19 protein-coding genes are annotated in these 18178 nt (G+C 59.5%); 6 read left to right on the top strand and 13 right to left on the bottom strand.

Annotation, left to right across the window (positions count from 1 at the left end):
- Window positions 1-185 precede the first annotated feature (185 nt).
- Window positions 186-509, top strand: coding sequence for a DUF2025 family protein (locus BUE92_RS08545; RefSeq protein WP_032895610.1), 324 nt, complete (start codon window positions 186-188; stop codon window positions 507-509).
- A 136-nt stretch (window positions 510-645) separates the two neighbouring features.
- Here the strand turns inward: BUE92_RS08545 and BUE92_RS08550 are convergent, their stop codons facing one another.
- Both BUE92_RS08550 and BUE92_RS08555 read right to left on the bottom strand, forming a co-directional pair.
- Window positions 646-966: an antibiotic biosynthesis monooxygenase family protein gene (locus tag BUE92_RS08550; protein WP_073523076.1), complete on the bottom strand. Its 321-nt coding sequence runs from the start codon at window positions 964-966 to the stop codon at window positions 646-648.
- Window positions 963-1670 carry a CTP synthase C-terminal region-related (seleno)protein gene (locus tag BUE92_RS08555; RefSeq protein WP_073523109.1) on the bottom strand — a complete coding sequence of 236 codons (708 nt, stop codon included), beginning with the start codon at window positions 1668-1670 and terminating at the stop codon, window positions 963-965. The genes BUE92_RS08550 and BUE92_RS08555 overlap by 4 nt, the downstream gene beginning before the upstream one ends.
- An 80-nt stretch (window positions 1671-1750) precedes the next feature.
- On the opposite strand from BUE92_RS08555, the gene BUE92_RS08560 reads away from it, so the two are divergent.
- Complete coding sequence (locus BUE92_RS08560; RefSeq protein ID WP_073523078.1) at window positions 1751-2635, top strand: LysR family transcriptional regulator; 885 nt, start codon at window positions 1751-1753, stop codon at window positions 2633-2635.
- A gap of 25 nt (window positions 2636-2660) precedes the next feature.
- Here the strand turns inward: BUE92_RS08560 and BUE92_RS08565 are convergent, their stop codons facing one another.
- Together BUE92_RS08565 and BUE92_RS08570 are read right to left on the bottom strand one after the other, a co-directional pair.
- Window positions 2661-3980 (bottom strand): methyl-accepting chemotaxis protein, encoded by a 1320-nt coding sequence (locus BUE92_RS08565; protein ID WP_073523110.1) that lies wholly within the window; start codon window positions 3978-3980, stop codon window positions 2661-2663.
- A 325-nt stretch (window positions 3981-4305) separates the two neighbouring features.
- The gene (locus BUE92_RS08570) at window positions 4306-4932 is read right to left on the bottom strand and encodes a TetR/AcrR family transcriptional regulator (protein WP_072448476.1); all 627 of its coding nucleotides are present in this window, start codon (window positions 4930-4932) and stop codon (window positions 4306-4308) included.
- 122 nt (window positions 4933-5054) lie between these two features.
- Between BUE92_RS08570 and BUE92_RS08575 the strand changes: the two genes are divergently transcribed.
- The 3 genes from BUE92_RS08575 to BUE92_RS08585 all read left to right on the top strand — a co-directional run bounded on the left by BUE92_RS08575 (window position 5055) and on the right by BUE92_RS08585 (window position 8596).
- A complete protein-coding gene (locus BUE92_RS08575) occupies window positions 5055-6113 on the top strand; it encodes an MBL fold metallo-hydrolase (RefSeq protein WP_073523080.1) in 1059 nt (352 codons plus the stop codon).
- Between the two features lie 266 nt (window positions 6114-6379).
- Complete coding sequence (locus BUE92_RS08580) at window positions 6380-6916, top strand: hypothetical protein (RefSeq protein WP_256673941.1); 537 nt, start codon at window positions 6380-6382, stop codon at window positions 6914-6916.
- 144 nt (window positions 6917-7060) lie between these two features.
- Complete coding sequence (locus BUE92_RS08585) at window positions 7061-8596, top strand: amidase family protein (protein ID WP_256673942.1); 1536 nt, start codon at window positions 7061-7063, stop codon at window positions 8594-8596.
- A gap of 110 nt (window positions 8597-8706) precedes the next feature.
- On the opposite strand, the gene BUE92_RS08590 is transcribed toward BUE92_RS08585, so the two are convergent.
- The 7 genes from BUE92_RS08590 to argH form a co-directional block, all read right to left on the bottom strand.
- Window positions 8707-9087, bottom strand: a complete 381-nt coding sequence (locus tag BUE92_RS08590) for a helix-turn-helix transcriptional regulator (protein WP_073523082.1) — start codon at window positions 9085-9087, stop codon at window positions 8707-8709.
- A 90-nt stretch (window positions 9088-9177) separates the two neighbouring features.
- A complete protein-coding gene (locus BUE92_RS08595; protein ID WP_073523084.1) occupies window positions 9178-10125 on the bottom strand; it encodes a hypothetical protein in 948 nt (315 codons plus the stop codon).
- Window positions 10126-10179: 54 nt separating this feature from the next.
- Window positions 10180-11349, bottom strand: a complete 1170-nt coding sequence (locus tag BUE92_RS08600; RefSeq protein WP_073523086.1) for an MFS transporter — start codon at window positions 11347-11349, stop codon at window positions 10180-10182.
- 168 nt (window positions 11350-11517) lie between these two features.
- Complete coding sequence (locus tag BUE92_RS08605; protein WP_057975149.1) at window positions 11518-12339, bottom strand: ABC transporter substrate-binding protein; 822 nt, start codon at window positions 12337-12339, stop codon at window positions 11518-11520.
- Window positions 12340-12364: 25 nt separating this feature from the next.
- Entirely contained in the window at window positions 12365-13129 is a 765-nt protein-coding gene (locus tag BUE92_RS08610; RefSeq protein WP_003193648.1) for an amino acid ABC transporter ATP-binding protein, read from the bottom strand.
- 24 nt (window positions 13130-13153) lie between these two features.
- A complete protein-coding gene (locus BUE92_RS08615) occupies window positions 13154-14032 on the bottom strand; it encodes an amino acid ABC transporter permease (protein WP_025859372.1) in 879 nt (292 codons plus the stop codon).
- A gap of 144 nt (window positions 14033-14176) precedes the next feature.
- Window positions 14177-15604, bottom strand: coding sequence for an argininosuccinate lyase (gene argH, locus BUE92_RS08620; protein ID WP_073523089.1), 1428 nt, complete (start codon window positions 15602-15604; stop codon window positions 14177-14179).
- Between the two features lie 193 nt (window positions 15605-15797).
- Here argH and BUE92_RS08625 point away from each other — a divergent pair, with 193 nt between their 5' ends.
- A complete protein-coding gene (locus BUE92_RS08625) occupies window positions 15798-16757 on the top strand; it encodes a LysR family transcriptional regulator (RefSeq protein WP_073523091.1) in 960 nt (319 codons plus the stop codon).
- A gap of 117 nt (window positions 16758-16874) precedes the next feature.
- Here the strand turns inward: BUE92_RS08625 and BUE92_RS08630 are convergent, their stop codons facing one another.
- Complete coding sequence (locus BUE92_RS08630; protein WP_073523094.1) at window positions 16875-17522, bottom strand: HAD-IB family hydrolase; 648 nt, start codon at window positions 17520-17522, stop codon at window positions 16875-16877.
- Window positions 17523-17810: 288 nt separating this feature from the next.
- Window positions 17811-18178: ribonucleotide-diphosphate reductase subunit beta (locus BUE92_RS08635; protein WP_073523115.1), on the bottom strand; the 368-nt coding region annotated here is incomplete at its 5' end.

Below are 18178 nucleotides of genomic sequence, written 5' to 3' on the forward strand. Positions count from 1 at the left end.
ACAATTGATTGCGAACGGCGCTATCACCAAACCGACATTAACGTGCGCACCGGCCAATTTTGTCGACTTTTTTGCAGGGTGTTGCAGTATTCTTACGGGTAGCTGCCCCGTCAGAGGGCGGTAATTTCCGCCACGCGTGTAAACCATCTTTCCAGTCCATGTGGGACTTTTCAGTGAGGTTTACCATGCGCATCACTTCCGAGCTTATCTGCCAAGCCGCCGACCAACTCCAGGGATTTGTCGGCCTCAACCGCAAGACCGGCCAGTACATCGTACGTTTCAGCGAAGACTCATTCGGCATGGACGTGGCTGATGACGGCATCATCCCCACGGCCGAGTTCGTCTGGTTGCCGGCCGCCGACCACACCATGACCCTGTGCCGAGCGCGCCTGCAGTTGTTGCTCGACCAGAATATCGATGACCGCATCAACATCACCGAGCCGCTACGCGTGTATATGCGCCGGGTAGAGATCCCGCAGATCAGCGCGTTGCGCAGTTTGGTGAGCTAGACCCGCACCCTTTTCTGGCGTGTGAAGATCCAAATGTGGGAGCGGGCTTGCTCGCGAATGCGGTGTGTCAGTCTCTGGATTATTGGCTGACACACCGCATTCGCGAGCAAGCCCGCTCCCACAGGGGTTCAGTGTTTCAACGGGGGAAGGCGTAGGCCCGCTCTACCTTGCATACCCTTGTGTGAAACGCCGCATACCAGGTGGCCCGCCCTTGCTCACGCACCTGCCGATGCTCGGCCTGCTGTTTCCAGGCCAGGATCGCCGCCTCACTGGCCCAGTAGGACACGGTGATCCCCAGCCCATCCTCCCGCGCCGATTCCACCCCAAGAAACCCCGGTTGTTGCCTGGCCAGTTCCAGCATGCGTGTGGCGGCCTCGCCATAACCTAAGTCAGCGTCGGTGCGCAGCGAGCTGAAAATCACCGCGTAATAGGGTGGGGCGGGTGTCTTGGCGATCATGCCGGTACCTCCTGGCAGGCCTTGAGCAGCGCAATCGCCAGCGGCGGCGTGATGCCCTTGAGTGCGGCGCGTTCGGGCTGGAACAGGGTGGCGACGAAGAACGGGTGGTCGAGCAGTTCCACCGCGCGCAGGTCGCCCGCCGAATCGTGGCCGGTGGGGATCAGGTTGGCGTCCAGCAGGGCGTCGGCGAAGGTGGGGTTGATGCCGTAGCGGCAGCGGTAACCCTCGTGGATATCCTGGCGGCCATAGGCGTGGGCAATGCGCGTGTACGGGGCCAGGCGCACGGTGTCGCTCACTTCCACCAGGGAGCAATCCAGCGGCGTGATGACGGTGCGCTCAGCATCCGGCATTAATTCGCCGTGCTGGGCATCGGCCCAGCCAAGCACGTTGCGGGCATATTCCAGCACGGTATGTTGAAAGCCGCCGCAAGTGCCGAGGAAAGGACGGCCTTGTTCACGGGCAAAACGTATCGCCCGCAGGGCGCCGTCGGCATCGCGATAGGGGCTGCCGGGCACGCACCAGAAGCCGTCAAAGTCGTGCAGGGCAGAGGTGGAGGCGAGGGTGTCGGTGTCGAGCCATTGCACTTGGACGTTCAGGCCCAGAGCGTCGGCGGCCTGTTGCAGGGCAATGGGAATCGCCTGGTGGGCGGTCACATCAGGGTTGTAGTCACCGATCAGGGCAAGGTGCAGCGCGGGGGTTGGCATCATGTACGTCCCATGACTTGTGGTGGGTTGATACCCACTATAGATTGGCGCTCACGCAATCAATATTGGCGTTTGCCCACATGTTCAATGCAGCCATGCACTATCAAATCGACTACGCCGACCTGTCGTTGATCCTGGCCTTGGTGCGCGGCGGTACCCTGGCGCGGGCAGCGGCGCTGCTGCGGGTCGATGTGTCCACGGTGTTCCGTGCGGTGCGGCGGCTGGAGGCGGCGCTGGGCCAGACCTTGTTTGAAAAAAGCCGCGCCGGTTATCTGCCCACCAGCCTGGCGAGCAACCTGGCACAACAGGCCGAGCGTGCCGAGCAGGCGCTGGAGGCCGCGCGCATTGGCGTGGAGCAGGGCGGTGAAGTGATCAGCGGTACCGTGCGCCTGACCTGCACCGACTCGGTGTTGCAAGGCTTGCTGCTGCCGGCCCTCGCGCAGTTCATGCCGGCCTACCCGGCGTTGACCCTGGAACTGAGCACCTCCAATGACTTCGCCAACCTCAGCCGCCGCGATGCGGATATCGCCCTGCGCCTGACCAAGACGCCGCCAGCGCATCTTGTCGGACGTTGCCTGGGGGCGGTGACCTATCAGGTGTGTGCCAGTGCCGACTATGCGCGCCTGCACCCAGACCATGAGTGGGCCGACCTGGCCTGGATCGCGCCGGACGATTTTTTACCCGATCACCCCACCGTCATCTGGCGCCGTGAGCATTTGCCGGGTGTGCGCCCCCGTTATCGGTGCAACAGCATGCAGTCGGTGACCGAATTAGTGCGCGCGGGGTTGGGCGTGGCGGCGCTGCCGGATTTTCTGATGGGCGATGGCCTGCAACCGCTGGGCCCTGCGCTGGCAGGGCACGATACGGCGCTGTGGTTGTTGACGCGGCCTGATTGCCGGGCGTTACGCTCGGTGGTGACGCTGTTTGATGAGCTGGGGCGGCATGTGCGCTGGCTGCGAAGTTAACCTCCAGACAGCCAGCGCCAATGGCTCAGCGATTGCCCCGCTCATTGGCAAACGCACTTACCGCTTGTACTGCCTCGCCGGTGCCCTCGCGAATCTGCAGGATCACCGTGCCGGCCTGGTTGGCCAGTTCCACACCTTGGGCGGCGCGGTCGCGTGTGGCGTCCATGCTGTCGATGGCTTGGCGGGTTTCGTCCTGGATCATGGCGATCATGCCGGAGATTTCGGCGGTGGAGCCGCTGGTGCGCGCCGCCAGTTGCCGCACTTCATCGGCCACCACGGCGAAGCCACGGCCCTGCTCGCCGGCGCGGGCGGCTTCGATGGCGGCGTTGAGGGCCAGCAGGTTGGTCTGGTCGGCAATGCCGCGAATGGTATTGACGATGGCGGTGATCTGTTGCGAGCGTTCGCCCAGCTTGGCGATCAGTTGCGAAGAGGTGTCGATATCAACGGCAATTTCGCGCATGCCGCTGGCAGTCTTCTGAATCACCTCGGCGCCTTTTTCCGCCATCTCCTGGGTATTCAACGACAGGTGATAAGCCTGGGCGGCGCTCTGTGCGTCAGCGGCATGCTGTAGCACGCGGGCGGTGACGTCCGAGGCGAACTTCACCACTTTGCACAGGCGCCCGCTGGCGTCGTACACCGGGTTGTAGTTGGCTTCCAGCCACACGACCTGACCGTGTTTGTCCACCCGCTCGAACTGGCCATTGAACAGCTCGCCCTGGTTCAAGCGCTTCCAGAACTCGCTGTAGGCCGCACTGTTGGCCAGCTCGGGCGTGCAAAACAGGCGGTGCTGCTTGCCCTGGATCTGCGTCAGGCTGTAGCCCATGCGCTGCAGGAAATTGCCGTTGGCGGTGATGATGGTGCCGTCGAGGTTGAACTCGATCATCGCCATGGCGCGGTCGATGGCTTCGAGCTTGGCGTTGGCTTCGCTTTCGGCTTGCAGGCGCGGGGTGACGTCCATGGCGTATTTCACCACTTTGATCACATTCCCCGTTTCATCCCGTACCGGGTTATAGCTGGCTTCCAGCCACACCGAGGCGCCGTTGGCGCCTACTCGTTCATAGGTGCCCGACTGGAATTGGCCGTTGCGCAGGTGCGTCCACAGCAGGTTGTAGTCCGTGCTGCGGGCGAACGCCGGGGTACAGAACATCCGATGGGGCTGGCCCAGGATCTGTTCGGCGCGGTAGCCCATGGTCTTGATGAAGTTGTCATTGGCGCGCAGCACGGTGCCTTGCAGGTCGAATTCGATCACGGCCATGGAGCGCTCGATGGCGTCCAGCAGGCTGGTCTGTTGGGCAAGGCTGTGTTGCAGGGTATTGATGGTTTTCTTGTGAGCGTTGAATAGCATGGTGGAGGGCTCGGGCATGCAAGCGTATGCGGGGTCCATGTATTTGCGCCTGACCCCGTAGGGCCCCTGGCCTTACGGTTGACTTGCTCATTGCCAGCTTCCTGATGCTGGCAGAGGGGGTAGAACAACGGTGTCAGAGTGATCAACCGACCTGGAAGTTCGCCCGTCAGGCAGGACTATTTTGACCAGCCGACCAATGGCGGCATTATGCTATTGCGGCAGGCCGGCGCATGACGTTTCAGACGAGGTGTCATCAGACAACTCAGGTCGGATGGGCGACCACGCAACGGGTGGAATACGCCAAAACGCTGTGCAATAACTCGTCTTAGTGTGAGGGTGGAGTGCTGACTTCGTAGCCGGCCAGGAACAGGTCGATGGCCGATTCGATGACACCAGCCTGGGCGGCAGGGTCGAGGGTGGGTTGGCCGAGGGTAATCTGCGGCCAGAATGCAAACGCCTTGAGCAGGCTTTGGATCTGGTGGGCGGCGAACGCCGGGTCGGTGCAGGTGAGGCGGCCGTCTTCCTGGGCGGCGCGCACCCATTGGGTAAAGCCTTCTTCTCGTGCGCTGAGGCGGTTGACCATGTCTTGAGCGCGTTCCGGTGAATGAATGGTGGCAGCAATGGCCACGCGTGCCAGGTCGAGGAAGTTGGCGTCCGACATCATCTGCATTTTCGCTTCCAGCAACGTGCGCAGCTGGTCGCGCAGCGGGCGGTCGCTGGTATAGATCACGTCCAGCTGGGCAACGCTGCTGGCCCACAGTTGGTGGAGAATTTCGGCGAACAGTTCTTCCTTGCTGGGGAAATGGTTGTACACCGTGCGCTTGGAAACGCCAGCAGTGGCGGCGATTTTGTCCATGCTGGTGACCTCGAAGCCGTTCTCGCGAAATTCGGCAATCGCCGCAGCCACGATGGCTTCGCGTTTACGCTCGGTGAGGCGTTTGGGGGCAGTCATGGAAGGCATTCGACTCAACAATGAAATTACACCGGGCAGTTTACTTGCTCCGGATTTTGTTGCAATCTAGAAACTACACTGTGCAGTGTAATACTTGAGCGGACCGCAGGAGTCACTTCGTCATGGCCACTATTTCAACCCGTCTCGACCCTGCGCCCTCGGCGCCCAAGCCTGCCGAACAGGGCCTGGGGCATTTCAGCAACGACGCCCCCGTGCAACACGGTAGCTTGGGCAAGACCCTGCGTATTTTCTGGAACATGCTGTTCAACAAACCGCGCACGACCCGGCCGGTGGGGCAGATTCCGGTGCAGCCACTGACCCGCGAGCAGTTACTGGCCGCACCTGATCACAGCGTGTATCGCCTGGGCCATTCGACCGTGCTGCTGAAAATGCGCGGTAAATTCTGGGTCACCGACCCGGTGTTTGCCGAACGCGCCTCGCCATTCAGTTGGGCCGGCCCCAAGCGTTTTCATCAGCCGCCCATCAGTCTTGATGAGCTACCAGCGCTGGAAGCGGTGATCCTTTCCCACAATCATTACGACCATCTCGACCGCAAAGCGGTGGTCCAATTGGCCGAAAAGACCCGCTACTTCCTGGCGCCCCTGGGCGTGGGTGACACGCTGGTCAAATGGGGCGTAGACGCCAGCAAAGTGCGCCAGTTGGAGTGGTGGCAGGGCATCGAAGTCGATGGCGTTCGTTTTGTCTGCACGCCGGCGCAACACTTTTCCGGGCGCGGCCTGTTTGATGGCAATCAAACCCTGTGGTGCTCATGGGTAATGATCGACGCTACGCGACGTATCTTTTTCAGCGGCGACACCGGCTATTTCGACGGTTTCAAACGCATCGGCGAGCAGTACGGGCCGTTTGACCTGACCCTGATGGAAACCGGCGCTTACAACGTCGATTGGCCCCATGTGCACATGCAGCCGGAGCAAACGTTGCAGGCGCATATCGATCTGAAAGGGCGCTGGCTGCTGCCGATTCACAACGGCACCTTCGATCTGGCCTTCCACGCCTGGCACGAACCGTTCGACCGCATCATGGCCCTGGCCTGGGAGCGCAATATCTCGATCACCACCCCGGCAATGGGCCAGGCGTTCCGCCTGAACCAGCCCGAACGCGGGCATGCCTGGTGGCTGGAAGTGGAGCCTCAACCGGTCAACGAGCACGCGGCAGGCTGAGCCGAAAGCCCGCTTGGAAAAGAGTTTTTCAGCGAATTTCTGCTCTGCGACAAAGGTCAAATGAGAGTGCGATGATCCCGCGGGAATTTTATTTCCGGGAGGATGTTTCGATGGACAGCCACTGTAAGAAGCTTTGGAAGATGGGGGTACCTTGTGCCACAGCCCAGCCGCTACCCCCGCCAATGAACGCCGCCGACGTGCCGGCTTCACCACCCCATGCAGCACCCACTTCTATTGTCTTCGGCACCGAACAGGCTGCGGGCGCCATGCTCGTTCCTGGGTATAACGCCCTGGCGCCCCATATACGGCCGGTGCGTGACCCCGCGCTATCACTTGTCGCCCTCAGCGGTGAGGACCCTACCGAACCGGTGATGGTGGAGGTACCGCTCGTGTTGAATAACACCACGTTCACCGCCACGCGGGCGTTGACGGGGTATCGGATCGGCTATGTCGAGCGCTATGTGCAGGGCAATCACGTTGAGCGGGTCGAACACAGTGAGGCCTTGCATCGAGTCTTCGACACTCTGCGCAAGGCCGGTGTCCAATGGGTAGCGGTGGACATGCAGCGTAGCGGCGACAGTCAGCAGGCCTGTCGTGAAATCGATGAGCTGGTGGCGGGCCTTCGCCTGGATGCCTTGGTGTCGGAGGATCCCGAAGCCGCCTTTCATAACGCCTCCAGAAGCGGATACCCCACGGTGTGTGAAACCCTGGAGGGTGGCTCCAGAATCTGGTTTTACGGTGCACGCTGGGCAGGTGATCGTTTGGCGGCACTGGTACGCGCTTACCGCCAGCTACGCCCATAGACGTTATTGAAGCCTACGTCGGGCTGGGAAGAGTAGGACGCAGCAGCAGGATTCGCCCGAAACAGTGATGGGGTGTCGCCTCTTAGACTGGTGCGGTGTTATCGACCGATAACTCTCACATCCAGTTAAACAGAGGGGAACTTCATGATCGGACCAGTTTCGGTAAGTGGATGGGCGACAGGCCTGCTTCAGGAGCTTTCAAACCCTGTGCAAGGTTTCAAGAGTGCCTGCCAGATGTCAGTGGAGATGGGCCAAGGAGGCGGCGTTACCTCAGAGTCACTGTTGAGGGACTCGCTCAAGCAGATTGCCAATATTGATCGTGGGCTACAGGGCGGCAATGCGTTTTTGGAAACCAACCCGGATGCCATCAGGGAGGCGAAGGCCCGCGACCAGGAACGTGCCAATGGCCGCGTACGCGGGCACTTGCATGGCGTGCCGATAGCGCTGAAGGATGTCTTTGAAACCAACGACCGCATGCAGACCAGTGCAGGTTCGAAGGCCTTGGTGGGCGCACCGGCTACTAAAACCGCCAAGGTTGTCGACAATTTGTTGAAGCACGGAGTGGTGATTGTGGGGAAAACCAACATGAGTGAGCTCTCCAACTTTCGCTCACTTTCACCTGCCGATGGCTGGAGCTCCCGAGGTGGCCAGACGCTGAACCCTCATCGACTCGGAGGGCCGGTGGCGGGGTCGAGCTCAGGTTCGGCAGTGGCGGTCGCCCAAGGGCATGTGCCTGTGGCACTGGGGTTGGAAACCAACGGATCGATCATCAGCCCCGCCGCCTACAACGGTGTGTTTGGCCTGAAAACAACGACGGGCCTGGTCAGTACTGAAGGCGTCATGACCAGTACCCGCATGGATGCGGTGGGGACTTTCACCCGCAATATCTGTGATGCAGCAGAAGCGCTTAACGCGATGACCGAGACCACTGCCTACACCCAGGGTCTGCGCTCTGATGCCTTGAAGGGCAAGCGAATTGGCTACACCCCTTTACCCGAGCTGTCCGTAGAGGAGGCCAAGGACCCAGCCAAGCGGGCAGACCGCAAGCACTATGCGGCGGCGCTCGAAGTGATGACGGCCCAGGGGGCGATTCTGGTGCCGATGGAGCGGTTGGATGCTGGCGTCCCCGATCAAGCCTATGAGGTTTATAACGATGCGCTGTTCTCGGAGGTCAAGCAACAGCTTGAAGACTACCTGGCTGGGCGAGAAGGTCTGCCGGTCAAATCACTCTCTGAGCTGATTGCGTTTATCAACCGCACCCAGAAACCTGGTGAGCCTGACCAGAAACTGCTGGAAATGATCAATGAGCTGGAGACCACCCAGGAAAAACGCGATGCGCTGTGGGAAGCCATCCTTCCTATATTTCAGAAAGTCATTGATGACCCCATGAAGGAGCACAAGCTCGACGCCATGGTGTCGAACTTCCAATCCCACAATTACTTTTTCAGTGCTGCGGCCGGGTACCCAGGCATATCCGTTCCGTCAGGCATGGATGAGGAAGGCATGCCCACGGCACTTTACGTGTCTGGCTCCGCGAACAGTGAAGCCACCTTGCTGTCAGTCGCCTATGGTTATGAACAAGCCTCAAAGGCCATTCAAAAACCGGCTTTTCTCCCAGGTGCTCCCTTCACACCGACACCTGCCAGTACAGATGACGTGGTTGAGACTACTGAAGCTTGAGTTTGAATCAGCCTCTGCAGACAGTTGCCTCGCAGAGGTTGTGCCAGGGTTCAATCGACCGCCACGGGTACATTTGAAACCATTGAGGCGCCCGGAGAAACGCCTGGACTCTACGCACCATTGGGTTGAGGCGTTTGTGAGTCGATGGTTGCGGTGGTTGAACCCATCAACCGGGAAATGAGGCCTTGCGCAGAAGGTTGCGCTGCGACGGTATCAAACCGGCGTGCACTCATCCCCCACCCCGGCGCGAATCCCGGGAAAAACACCAGCCCTTCGGCTTCCAGGCGGAATGCCAGGATCAAACGGGTTTCATCGTCCACGTCGCCGTGGCCTTCCAATTGCTCAATGGCTTGCACCGTCACGCCAGCCTGGCGAGCCAGCTCTTCGCGGCTCCAGCCCAGCATGACGCGCGCCTGCGCGCAGTGTTTGGTGGTGAATTGATGCAGGACGATCTGTTGTTCTACGAAAGAACTCATTGCCAGAGAGGACATGGGGTTTCTCCAGGTTCGACAGGGGAGGTGCAACTATACTGTGTTTTTGTACAGTTGTTTCTACCGCTCATCTACTGGCGGTGCAACCCCTCATGATTCCAGCCCCGGCGCCTCGCGAATAATCAGGTGATCCAGGTTCTCGATCCTGGCGCTGAATACCCCGAACGTCTGCTCGGGTTTTTTCTGGCTGGGCACCTGCACAAGCTGCGGCGTGACCCCATAGAAAAAGCAATACAGCGGCCGTTCGCTGCTGGCCGCCGCCTTGATCTGTTCCAGGAATGCCGTGCGCTTGCGGTAGTTTTCGATAAGCTTTTTGCTCAGGTAGACATTTACCGAATAGGGCTTCTTGTCGAGCCACACCTTCTTTTCGAAGTCGATGCGAAAGCTGCTGGTGTAGTCTTTGATGGTCTTGATCTTGCCCCAGTAAATCAAACCCTTGTTGTCTTGCAGGTATTCGATCTTCTTGAAGAATGCCCAGTAGGTCGCCGTGTGCTCACCTATCTTCAAGGGCATGGCCTTGAGCTTTTCCTTGTCATCGATGTTGGACACGTAGCACTCCACTGGGTGTGCGAATACGCTGGTTTTGTCCGGGATCGAGTCATTGCTGCCAGAAGATGTGGTAGCGCGGTTTGCGGGCGCTTTCGTCGGCTCCTGCAGGACGCCTCCAGCGGTGCCGACTACCGGCGTTCTAGGCTCGTACAGTCGCCGCGTCAGCACAAATTCCGATGGGAAACTTTCCTCACGCTCGTCGTCACTTTCACCCGTCGCAGGTTTATGGCTGCCGGCATAGCGGCAGCCGTCGATATGCCGCGTGCCAGGTTTGTTCTTGAAGTGCGGCGTGCGCTGGTAGTTGACGTTCTTGGCGTTGAAGGTGCTCAACGTGGCGCTATCGAACGCCGCGCGGCAGGCGTCGTTGGGGCACAGGAAGCTGTCCTTGTCGGAATCGAAGGCGGTGGTTTCGTCGAAATTCAGATCTCGCACGTCGTAGATCGACACCTTGTCGTCGAGACTCAGGCTGTAGGCCGTGTCGAATTTCATGGGGCTCGGGTCCGTCAGGGGTTTGGCTATTAATAGCCGGATCTTGCGTAAATATCAGCAAGAACCTGCCACGCGTCGCCCGCTCAAGAAACACAGGGTGCCGCCCATGGCCGTGAGTGCGGCCAAGGCAAAGAACATGCTGGTGGGCGCCGCATTGATCAGCAGATAGCCACAAATCACCGGGCTCATGGCCCCGCCAAACGCGGCCAGGTTCTGTGCGCCGTAATAACTGCCCCGTAGCGCATCCGGCGCGATGGTGTCGATAAACAGAAACTCCGAGGGGTAGATGATCATCTCGCCCAGGGTGAACACGAACATCGCCAGGCACCAGGTCAGCAGACTGTGCGCCTGGCTGAAGCCGACCAACCCGGCAATAAACAGCAGGGTGCCCAGCACGATCCAATGGCGCAGTTGCTCGCGCTTGAGGAAACGACCGATTTGGTACTGCATCACAATCACGGTGATGGCGTTGCAGGCGAGCACCGCAGACAGAATTTTCAGTGCCTGCTCGGGTTTGTAGGCTACCAGCAAAAACTGCGACAGATACAGGGTGTAGCGCCCATGGACAATGGTGCTCAACAGGCTACCGCTGGTGAACAGGATCAGTGTGCGGTCGCTGCGCAAGGTGCGCAGGGTGCTGAGAAAACTCTGGGGTTTATGACGCTCGTCCCGTTGAGTCGGCGCAATACCGATCATCAGGAACAGGCTGCCAAAGGCAATGGCACTGGCGATCAAAAACGGTGCCCACGGCAATTGACCGGCAATCACCACGCCCAACATCGGGCCCGTTGCATAGCCGACATTGGTCAAGGTGTAGCGCAGGGAAAACACCTTGGCGCGCTCACCCACCGGCAGGTTCTCGCTGATAATCGCCTTGGAGCCGATCAGGAACAGCGCCGACGCGGCTTCAGTCACAACAAGGGTCAGCGTGGTGAGGTAGAGGTTGCTGGCAAAGGTCAGCAACAAAAAACCTATGGAGCTGGAGAGCATGGCCAGGATCAACAGCTTGCGCTTTTCCAGCCGGTCGATGATGTAGCCGCCGTACAACCCCAGGAGCGTGGCGATGAATACGGCAACCCCCATCAGCAGGCCGATGTCCTGCTGGTTGAGGCCCAGGCGTGTGCTCAGCCAGAGGGCCAGCAACGGGCTGGTCATGGCACGGCTGACCACGATGGTCACCGAGCAGATCATCAAGCGACGGATTACCAGGGAGTAGGTGGCCACGGTGGGGTGGGGATCCTTGTTATACCTTCACGACAACACAACTTGAATGTGAACACCGATCCAATGTGGGAGCTGGCTTGCCTGCGATAGCGGTAGGCCAGTTTGCATCGTCATTGGCTGATCTACCGCTATCGCAGGCAAGCCAGCTCCCACAGGGTTTTGCAGTGTTTACTGGCCTGCGTTTATGCTGATCTTCTCGACCGCACCTTGTTCCAGATCCCACTTCTTCAGGATCTTGCCGTAGGTCCCGTCATCAATCATGCCCTGCAACGCCTCACTGATCGCCGTGACCAACTCGGTATTGCTCTTCTCAATCCCAAGCCCGGTGAATTGCTTGGAAATCGCCAGGCCCACCGGCTTGTACTTGCCCTTGTCCAGCGACATCAAATAAGGAATGGTCTCGCTGCCCTGCATCGCCGCATCCAGGCGGTTCTGCTGCAACTGTGCCCGCGCATCTGCCGAGCCTTCGGTGCCGATCACCACGATTGCCGGTTTACCCGCTGCTTCGCAGTTTGCCTTGCTCCAGGCGGTAATTTCCGACGGCCAGGTGGTGCGGCGGCTGGTGCCGACTTTTTTACCGCACAGGTCGGTCAATTCCTTGATTTCTTCGCGCTTGGCCAGGGTGTACAGCTGCGGGCCGCTGGTGAAGTAGTCGATGAAGGTCACGGCCTTCTGGCGCTCGGCGGTGTCGGTCATGCCCGACAGCACGATGTCGACGCGCTTGGTGGTCAGGCCGCTGAGCATTTGTTCGAAACCGGTTTCCTGCCATTTGATCTTCACGCCCAGTCGCTCGGCCAGGGCGTTGCCCAGGTCGAAATCAAAACCGGTGAGTTTGTTGGTGGCCGGGTCCTTGAAGTCCATCGGCGGGTAGTTCGGCACGATGGCCGCGCTGATCTCACCCTTGTCCTTGATGGCTTGCGGCAAGGCTGCGAATACACACGAGGAGGCCATCAGGCCTGCAAGCAAGGTAGGGATAAATATTTTTTTCATGGGGGCGTTCTCGTTAGTTTTTTAGTTAAGTGCGAACGGCAGAAATAAAGCTTTGGGTACGCGGGTTTTGTGGGCTTATTAGAATGTCTTCCGGGCTGCCGGCTTCCACAATCTGGCCGGCGTCCATAAACACCATGCGGTTGGAGACTTCACGAGCGAAGCCCAATTCATGGGTGACCACGATCATGGTCATGCCGGTGGTGGCCAAATCGCGCATCACCGACAGCACTTCGCCTACCAGCTCCGGGTCGAGGGCTGATGTGGGTTCGTCAAACAGCATCAACTTGGGGCGCATCGCCAAGGCACGGGCGATTGCCACACGCTGTTGCTGGCCACCGGACAACTCCACCGGGTAGGCGTTGCGCTTGTCCGCCAGGCCAACGCGGGCCAGCAGTTCCAGCGCATCTTCGATGGCTTCCTTGGGCGAGCGCTTGAGCACCTGGCACGGGCCTTCGATGATGTTTTGCAACACGGTCATGTGCGGGAACAAATTGAATCGCTGGAACACCATGCCGGTGGCCAGCCGCTGGCGGGCGATCTGCGCTTCGTTCATCTCGTGCAGCTTGTTGCCGACCACCCGATAACCGACCAATTCGCCATCGACCCACAGGCCGCCCTTGTCGATTTTTTCCAGCTGGTTGACGCAACGCAGCAGGGTACTTTTGCCCGAGCCGGACGGGCCGATGATGCACATCACTTCGCCTTGCTCGACTTCGATATTGATGTCACGCAGGGCGTGATACTGGTCGTAATACTTGTTCAGGTTGACGGCCTTGACGATGCTTCTCATGGGGCAAATCTCCTCAACCCAGACTTACGAACGCTTGCCGGCGCCGCGGGCAAAACGACGCTCGAGGCGGCTTTGACCAAATGAAAGAACAGTCACCACCGCCAGGTACCAGATGCCCGCCACAATCAGCAGCTCCATCACCCGGGCGTTGGCGTAGTAGATGTTTTGCGCGTTGTGCAGCAGCTCCGAGTACTGGATCACACTGGCCAGGCTGGTCATTTTCACCATGCTGATGAACTCGTTGCCTACGGGCGGGATGATCACGCGCATCGCCTGCGGCAGAATGATCCTGCGCAGCGCCTGCAGGCTCGGCATGCCGATGGACTTGGCCGCCTCGTATTGGCCTGTGTCCACCGACAGCAAGCCGGCACGCACCACCTCAGCGGTATAGGCGCCCTGGTTGATGCTCAAGCCGAGCAGGGCGGCCACGAATGGTGTCATCAGGTCGACGGTGTCGATGCTGAACAGGCCCGGAATCGCGATCACCGGGAAGATCAACGCCAGGTTGAACCACAGCAGCAGTTGCAAAATCAGCGGTGTACCGCGAAACAACCAGGTGTAGGTGATGGCCACGTAACGCAGGATCGGGTTGGCCGACATGCGCATGATCGCCGTGATCACTCCGATCACCACGCCCAATGCCATCGCCAGGATCGACATGACGATGGTGTTCACCAGGCCCCAGAGGATGGCTTCAGACGTAAGGAACTGGCCAATGTAGGACCATTCGATCTGACCATTGGCAAACGCGCGCAACAGCGCAGCCAGCACAATCACGATCAGCGTGGCAAAAAACATCCGCCCGTAATAGCGCCGCGGCACATGCTCGTACTGGGTGATATCGAACTGGTTTTCGGACAACTTGCGCTCTATCTCCAAGCGCTCGGCTGGGGTTTGGTTCATGGCTCTACTCCAAATGCTGTACACAACCGTCCACTTGGAGCGAGCTTGCTCGCGAGAATCGTCAACGCAAACGCGGGAAACCTGACGCCCCGCATTATTTTCGGGTTCTTCGCGAGCAAGCTCGCTCCTACAAAGTGAGCGCGTTCAAATTCTGAAACCGGTGTAGGTGTCGGCCCATTGCTGCTGAGCGACCAGTGCAATCTTCAACCGCCCAATCTGCTCCCTCACCCGCTCCGGCGCCGTCCCGCCCCAGCCACTGCGCGCCGCAATCGCCGCCTCCAGGGTCAGGCAGTCGCGCACGTCTGGTGTGAGTCGCGCATCCACCTCGGCCAACATTGCCGGCGAGGCTTCCCACAATTCAATCTCATGCTGCTCACAGGCCTGCACTAAAGCGCCGGTAATCTCGTGCGCCTCCTTGAACGGTACGCCACGAGTCGCCAGCCAATCCGCCACCTCAGTCGCCAAGGTAAAGCCCATCGGCGCCTGGCGCCGTAGCTCCTCTACCTGCACCTTCATGGTCGCGACCATCCCGGCCATCGCCGGCAACACCAGCAGCAAGGTGTCTACGCTATCCAGCACACTGTGCTTGTCTTCACTCAAATCGCGGTTGTATGACAGCGGCAACGACTTGAGCGTCGACATCAGCCCGGTCAGGTTACCGATCAAACGCCCGGCCTTGCCCCGCGCCAACTCGGCAATGTCCGGGTTCTTTTTCTGCGGCATGATCGAACTGCCGGTGGCGTAGGCATCGTCCAGCAGCACCCAGCGAAACTGGCGCGACGACCACAGGCAAAGCTCCTCCGACAGCCGCGAAATATTCACACCGAGCATGCCGGCCACAAACAGGAACTCCGCCACATGGTCGCGGCTGGCGACAGCGTCGATGGAGTTTTCGCATGGCCCGGTGTAGCCCATTTCCTTGGCCGAGTGTTCCGGCTGACGCGCTATCGCCGAACCTGCCATGGCGGCCGCGCCCAATGGCGACAGCGCCGTACGCGCATCCCAATCCACCAGGCGCTGCACATCGCGCAGCATCGACTGCGCGTGAGCCAGCAAGTGATGGGCGAACACAATGGGTTGCGCCTGCTGCAAATGGGTAAAGCCCGGGCAGATGCTCTCCACATGCTGCTCGGCCTGCTCAACCAGCGCCTGCTGCAAACTCAACACCTCAGTGGCGATGGTGCGTGCGTGGTCACGCAGGAACAGGCGCAGGTCGTTGGCCGTCTGGTCATTGCGCGAGCGTCCGGCGCGCAACTTGCCGCCCAGGGCACCGAGGCGCTCGGTCAATACGCGTTCGATAAAGGTGTGCACGTCCTCGTCATCCAGGGTGGGCTGCAGGCGACCGGCGGCGAAATCCTCACCGATATGGTCCAGGGCTTCGAGGGTGCGCAGGGTTTCCGACTCATCCAGCAAACCGGCGCGCTGCAACTCACGGGCATGGGCGCGGGAGCCGGCCAGGTCGTAGGGCGTCAGGCGAAAATAGCGCTCAGGGCAACGCGACAACGCGGCCAAGGCTGCAGACGGACCGGTCTTGAAACGAGCGCCCCAAAGGCGGTCGGTGGGCTGGGACATGGGTGTTCCTCACGCTTGTTTTTAGAAGAGTCGGAGGCAGTTTCAACAGAAGTTTATCGGTGTAGAACCGGCATCTGACGCGCCGTATTCAAGGTTGCCAAGGGCGGATGTTTATGTTCATTATCGCCGCCTGGCTATGTTCAAGGATTGGGTTCAAGCCTGTTGAATATGGCACTCGAGGTCAACGCGCATTATGGAAACCCCACTTTCCACTTCTGGAAACCTGCCGCCAAAACCCGGCACACGAGCACCGCTGCAACTGAGTGGGCTGGACTTCAAATTGCTGCGGGTATTTATGGCCGTGGTCGAAGCCGGTGGCTTCAGTGCCGCGCAAAACGAGTTGAACGTGGGCCTGGCGGCCATCAGTAAACAGATCTCCGATCTCGAAATTCGCATCGGCATGCGCCTGTGCACACGGGGCCGCGAGGGGTTCGGGCTGACTGAAGAAGGCAAGTTGGTGTATCAAGCATCCATCGAGTTATTTACCTCGGTGGACAGTTTTCGCGACAAGCTCAGTTCGGCGCAGAATGAACTCATCGGCGACCTGAGTGTGGGCGTTATCGATAACACCGTCTCCGACATTAATTCTCCGCTGATTACCGCCCTGAGCAACTTACATCGCCAATCGCCAAAAATAAGATTGCGCTTGCATGCCTCGCAATTGGACGAAGTTGAACGCGCAGTAGTGGAAGGGCGCCTGGCCGCCGGCATCGTCCCGGTGTACCAACGCCGTGAAGAATTCGACTATTTCCCGCTTTACGAAGAAAAGGCCCACGCCTACTGCGCCGTAGGACATCCACTGTTCACTGCGAGCGACATCACCCCCGACGCTCTTCGCCAATACGAAGTGGTGAACCATCGGTATGCGATCCATCGCGACAAAGCCAACTTCGTCAATCACGACAGCCAGTCCGCCTCGGCTTCACAAGTGGAAGCCGTCGCCATCCTGATCCTCACCGGCCGCTTCCTGGGCTTTCTGCCAGAACACTACGCCACGCCACTGGTAAGGGAAGGGCGCCTGCACACGCTGTGCCCAGAGCAGGTTCATTTGAGCACCGCGTTCAACCTGATCCTGCGCCACAACGCGCCGAGAAGCCCGATGGTAAAAGCCTTCGCCACAGCCCTGGGCGTTGATCTCAAATCTTCCACCTGACTCACCTGCCAAGCCCCCATTGCACCGAGCGACACAGACCCAATTTGGGAGCTGTCGAGCCCCAGCGAGGCTGCGATGGGATCGCCTCGGTCTCCCCGCCAACCCCACCCACCCGCATCACCGATGCAACCGAGCCCGCTTTTTCTTCTTCGCATGAAAATGCCGAAAATGCGCATCCTGCGCCGCCGCCAGCAACTCCCGGTCTCCACGCGTATCGCCCCAGGCCCTGAGCCGATACTCCCCCAGGTCTCCATACACCGCTTCAAGACGCAGCACCTTGTTCTCGCAACGGCAGTTATTGCCGGTGAGCTTGCCGGTCAACACGCCGTCGACCACCTCAAGCTCAGTGCCGATCAACTTGATCCCCAGCCGATCCGCAAACGGCTGCAACACCAACGCTGGCGACGCCGAACACAGCGTCACCACCGCCCCTGAGCCCAACTCCTGCTCCACCGACAGCACACCCGCCGGGCGCATCAACCGCGCCCAATTGCGCTGGCAATACTCCTCGGCCTTCTGCTGCACCCACGTCTTCTCCACCCCGGTCATAAAGGTGCGAATCAACTGCGCCTTCAACTCATCCCGGCTGATCTGCCGCACCAAAAACCGCAGCCCCGGCACCGCCAGCTTGACCATCCGGCCATAAAACTCACCGGGGCCAAAGGCAAACTTGAGGAAGGGTACGAAACTGTCGTGGTGGGTGAGGGTGCCGTCGAAGTCAAAGACGGAAAGTACTTTGGCGTCTGCGGGGCCGGCTTCGAGCATGTCTGGGTTCACGGGTGGTCCTTATCAGGTAGGGCGGTTTCATAGCGTTGTGACTGGCGCTTGCCTGCCGGGGTTCAGGTTGAGGGTGCAGCCTGGTCGCGGTGGGTCAGTATCTGCGCTCTTTTTTGTGTGTGCGAGGGGCCACGCGCTTATGGCGACATGAGTTTACTACCCCAGAGCCAGTATTGGGGCGGCGGAGATTCCGGCACGTTCGCTCGAGAGCGAGTGCAGGTGGCATAAAAAAGCCCTGAACAAGTCAGGGCTCTTTGGTGTTACTTGGCTTGGGAATCAATCCCAGCTCAACGCACCACCCGTCTGGTACTCGATCACACGGGTCTCGAAGAAGTTCTTCTCTTTCTTCAAATCCATAATCTCGCTCATCCACGGGAACGGGTTAGTCGTCCCTGGATACTCTTCCTTCAACCCAATCTGCGTCAAACGACGGTTGGCAATGAACTTCAAATAGTCTTCCATCATCGCCGCATTCATGCCCAACACCCCACGAGGCATGGTGTCACGAGCGTATTCAATCTCCAGCTGCGTACCCTGCAGAATCATCTGGGTCGCTTCTTCTTTCATCTCGGCATCCCACAAGTGCGGGTTTTCGATTTTGATCTGGTTGATCACGTCGATACCGAAGTTCAGGTGCATCGACT

Source organism: Pseudomonas fluorescens, from assembly GCF_001902145.1.
Classification (GTDB): Bacteria; Pseudomonadota; Gammaproteobacteria; order Pseudomonadales; family Pseudomonadaceae; genus Aquipseudomonas; species Aquipseudomonas fluorescens_BV.

What these genes read in the sequence shown, in the direction of transcription:
- BUE92_RS08595 (WP_073523084.1), bottom strand. Translation starts at nt 10,125, where the DNA reads ATGAAATTCGACACGGCCTACAGCCTGAGTCTCGACGACAAGGTGTCG.
- BUE92_RS08580 (WP_256673941.1), top strand. Translation starts at nt 6,380, where the DNA reads ATGCTCGTTCCTGGGTATAACGCCCTGGCGCCCCATATACGGCCGGTG.
- BUE92_RS08555 (WP_073523109.1), bottom strand. Translation starts at nt 1,670, where the DNA reads ATGCCAACCCCCGCGCTGCACCTTGCCCTGATCGGTGACTACAACCCT.
- argH (WP_073523089.1), bottom strand. Translation starts at nt 15,604, where the DNA reads ATGTCCCAGCCCACCGACCGCCTTTGGGGCGCTCGTTTCAAGACCGGT.
- BUE92_RS08605 (WP_057975149.1), bottom strand. Translation starts at nt 12,339, where the DNA reads ATGAAAAAAATATTTATCCCTACCTTGCTTGCAGGCCTGATGGCCTCC.
- BUE92_RS08575 (WP_073523080.1), top strand. Translation starts at nt 5,055, where the DNA reads ATGGCCACTATTTCAACCCGTCTCGACCCTGCGCCCTCGGCGCCCAAG.
- BUE92_RS08560 (WP_073523078.1), top strand. Translation starts at nt 1,751, where the DNA reads ATGTTCAATGCAGCCATGCACTATCAAATCGACTACGCCGACCTGTCG.
- BUE92_RS08550 (WP_073523076.1), bottom strand. Translation starts at nt 966, where the DNA reads ATGATCGCCAAGACACCCGCCCCACCCTATTACGCGGTGATTTTCAGC.
- BUE92_RS08565 (WP_073523110.1), bottom strand. Translation starts at nt 3,980, where the DNA reads ATGCTATTCAACGCTCACAAGAAAACCATCAATACCCTGCAACACAGC.
- BUE92_RS08590 (WP_073523082.1), bottom strand. Translation starts at nt 9,087, where the DNA reads ATGTCCTCTCTGGCAATGAGTTCTTTCGTAGAACAACAGATCGTCCTG.
- BUE92_RS08545 (WP_032895610.1), top strand. Translation starts at nt 186, where the DNA reads ATGCGCATCACTTCCGAGCTTATCTGCCAAGCCGCCGACCAACTCCAG.
- BUE92_RS08570 (WP_072448476.1), bottom strand. Translation starts at nt 4,932, where the DNA reads ATGACTGCCCCCAAACGCCTCACCGAGCGTAAACGCGAAGCCATCGTG.
- BUE92_RS08630 (WP_073523094.1), bottom strand. Translation starts at nt 17,522, where the DNA reads ATGCTCGAAGCCGGCCCCGCAGACGCCAAAGTACTTTCCGTCTTTGAC.
- BUE92_RS08585 (WP_256673942.1), top strand. Translation starts at nt 7,061, where the DNA reads ATGATCGGACCAGTTTCGGTAAGTGGATGGGCGACAGGCCTGCTTCAG.
- BUE92_RS08610 (WP_003193648.1), bottom strand. Translation starts at nt 13,129, where the DNA reads ATGAGAAGCATCGTCAAGGCCGTCAACCTGAACAAGTATTACGACCAG.
- BUE92_RS08625 (WP_073523091.1), top strand. Translation starts at nt 15,798, where the DNA reads ATGGAAACCCCACTTTCCACTTCTGGAAACCTGCCGCCAAAACCCGGC.
- BUE92_RS08615 (WP_025859372.1), bottom strand. Translation starts at nt 14,032, where the DNA reads ATGAACCAAACCCCAGCCGAGCGCTTGGAGATAGAGCGCAAGTTGTCC.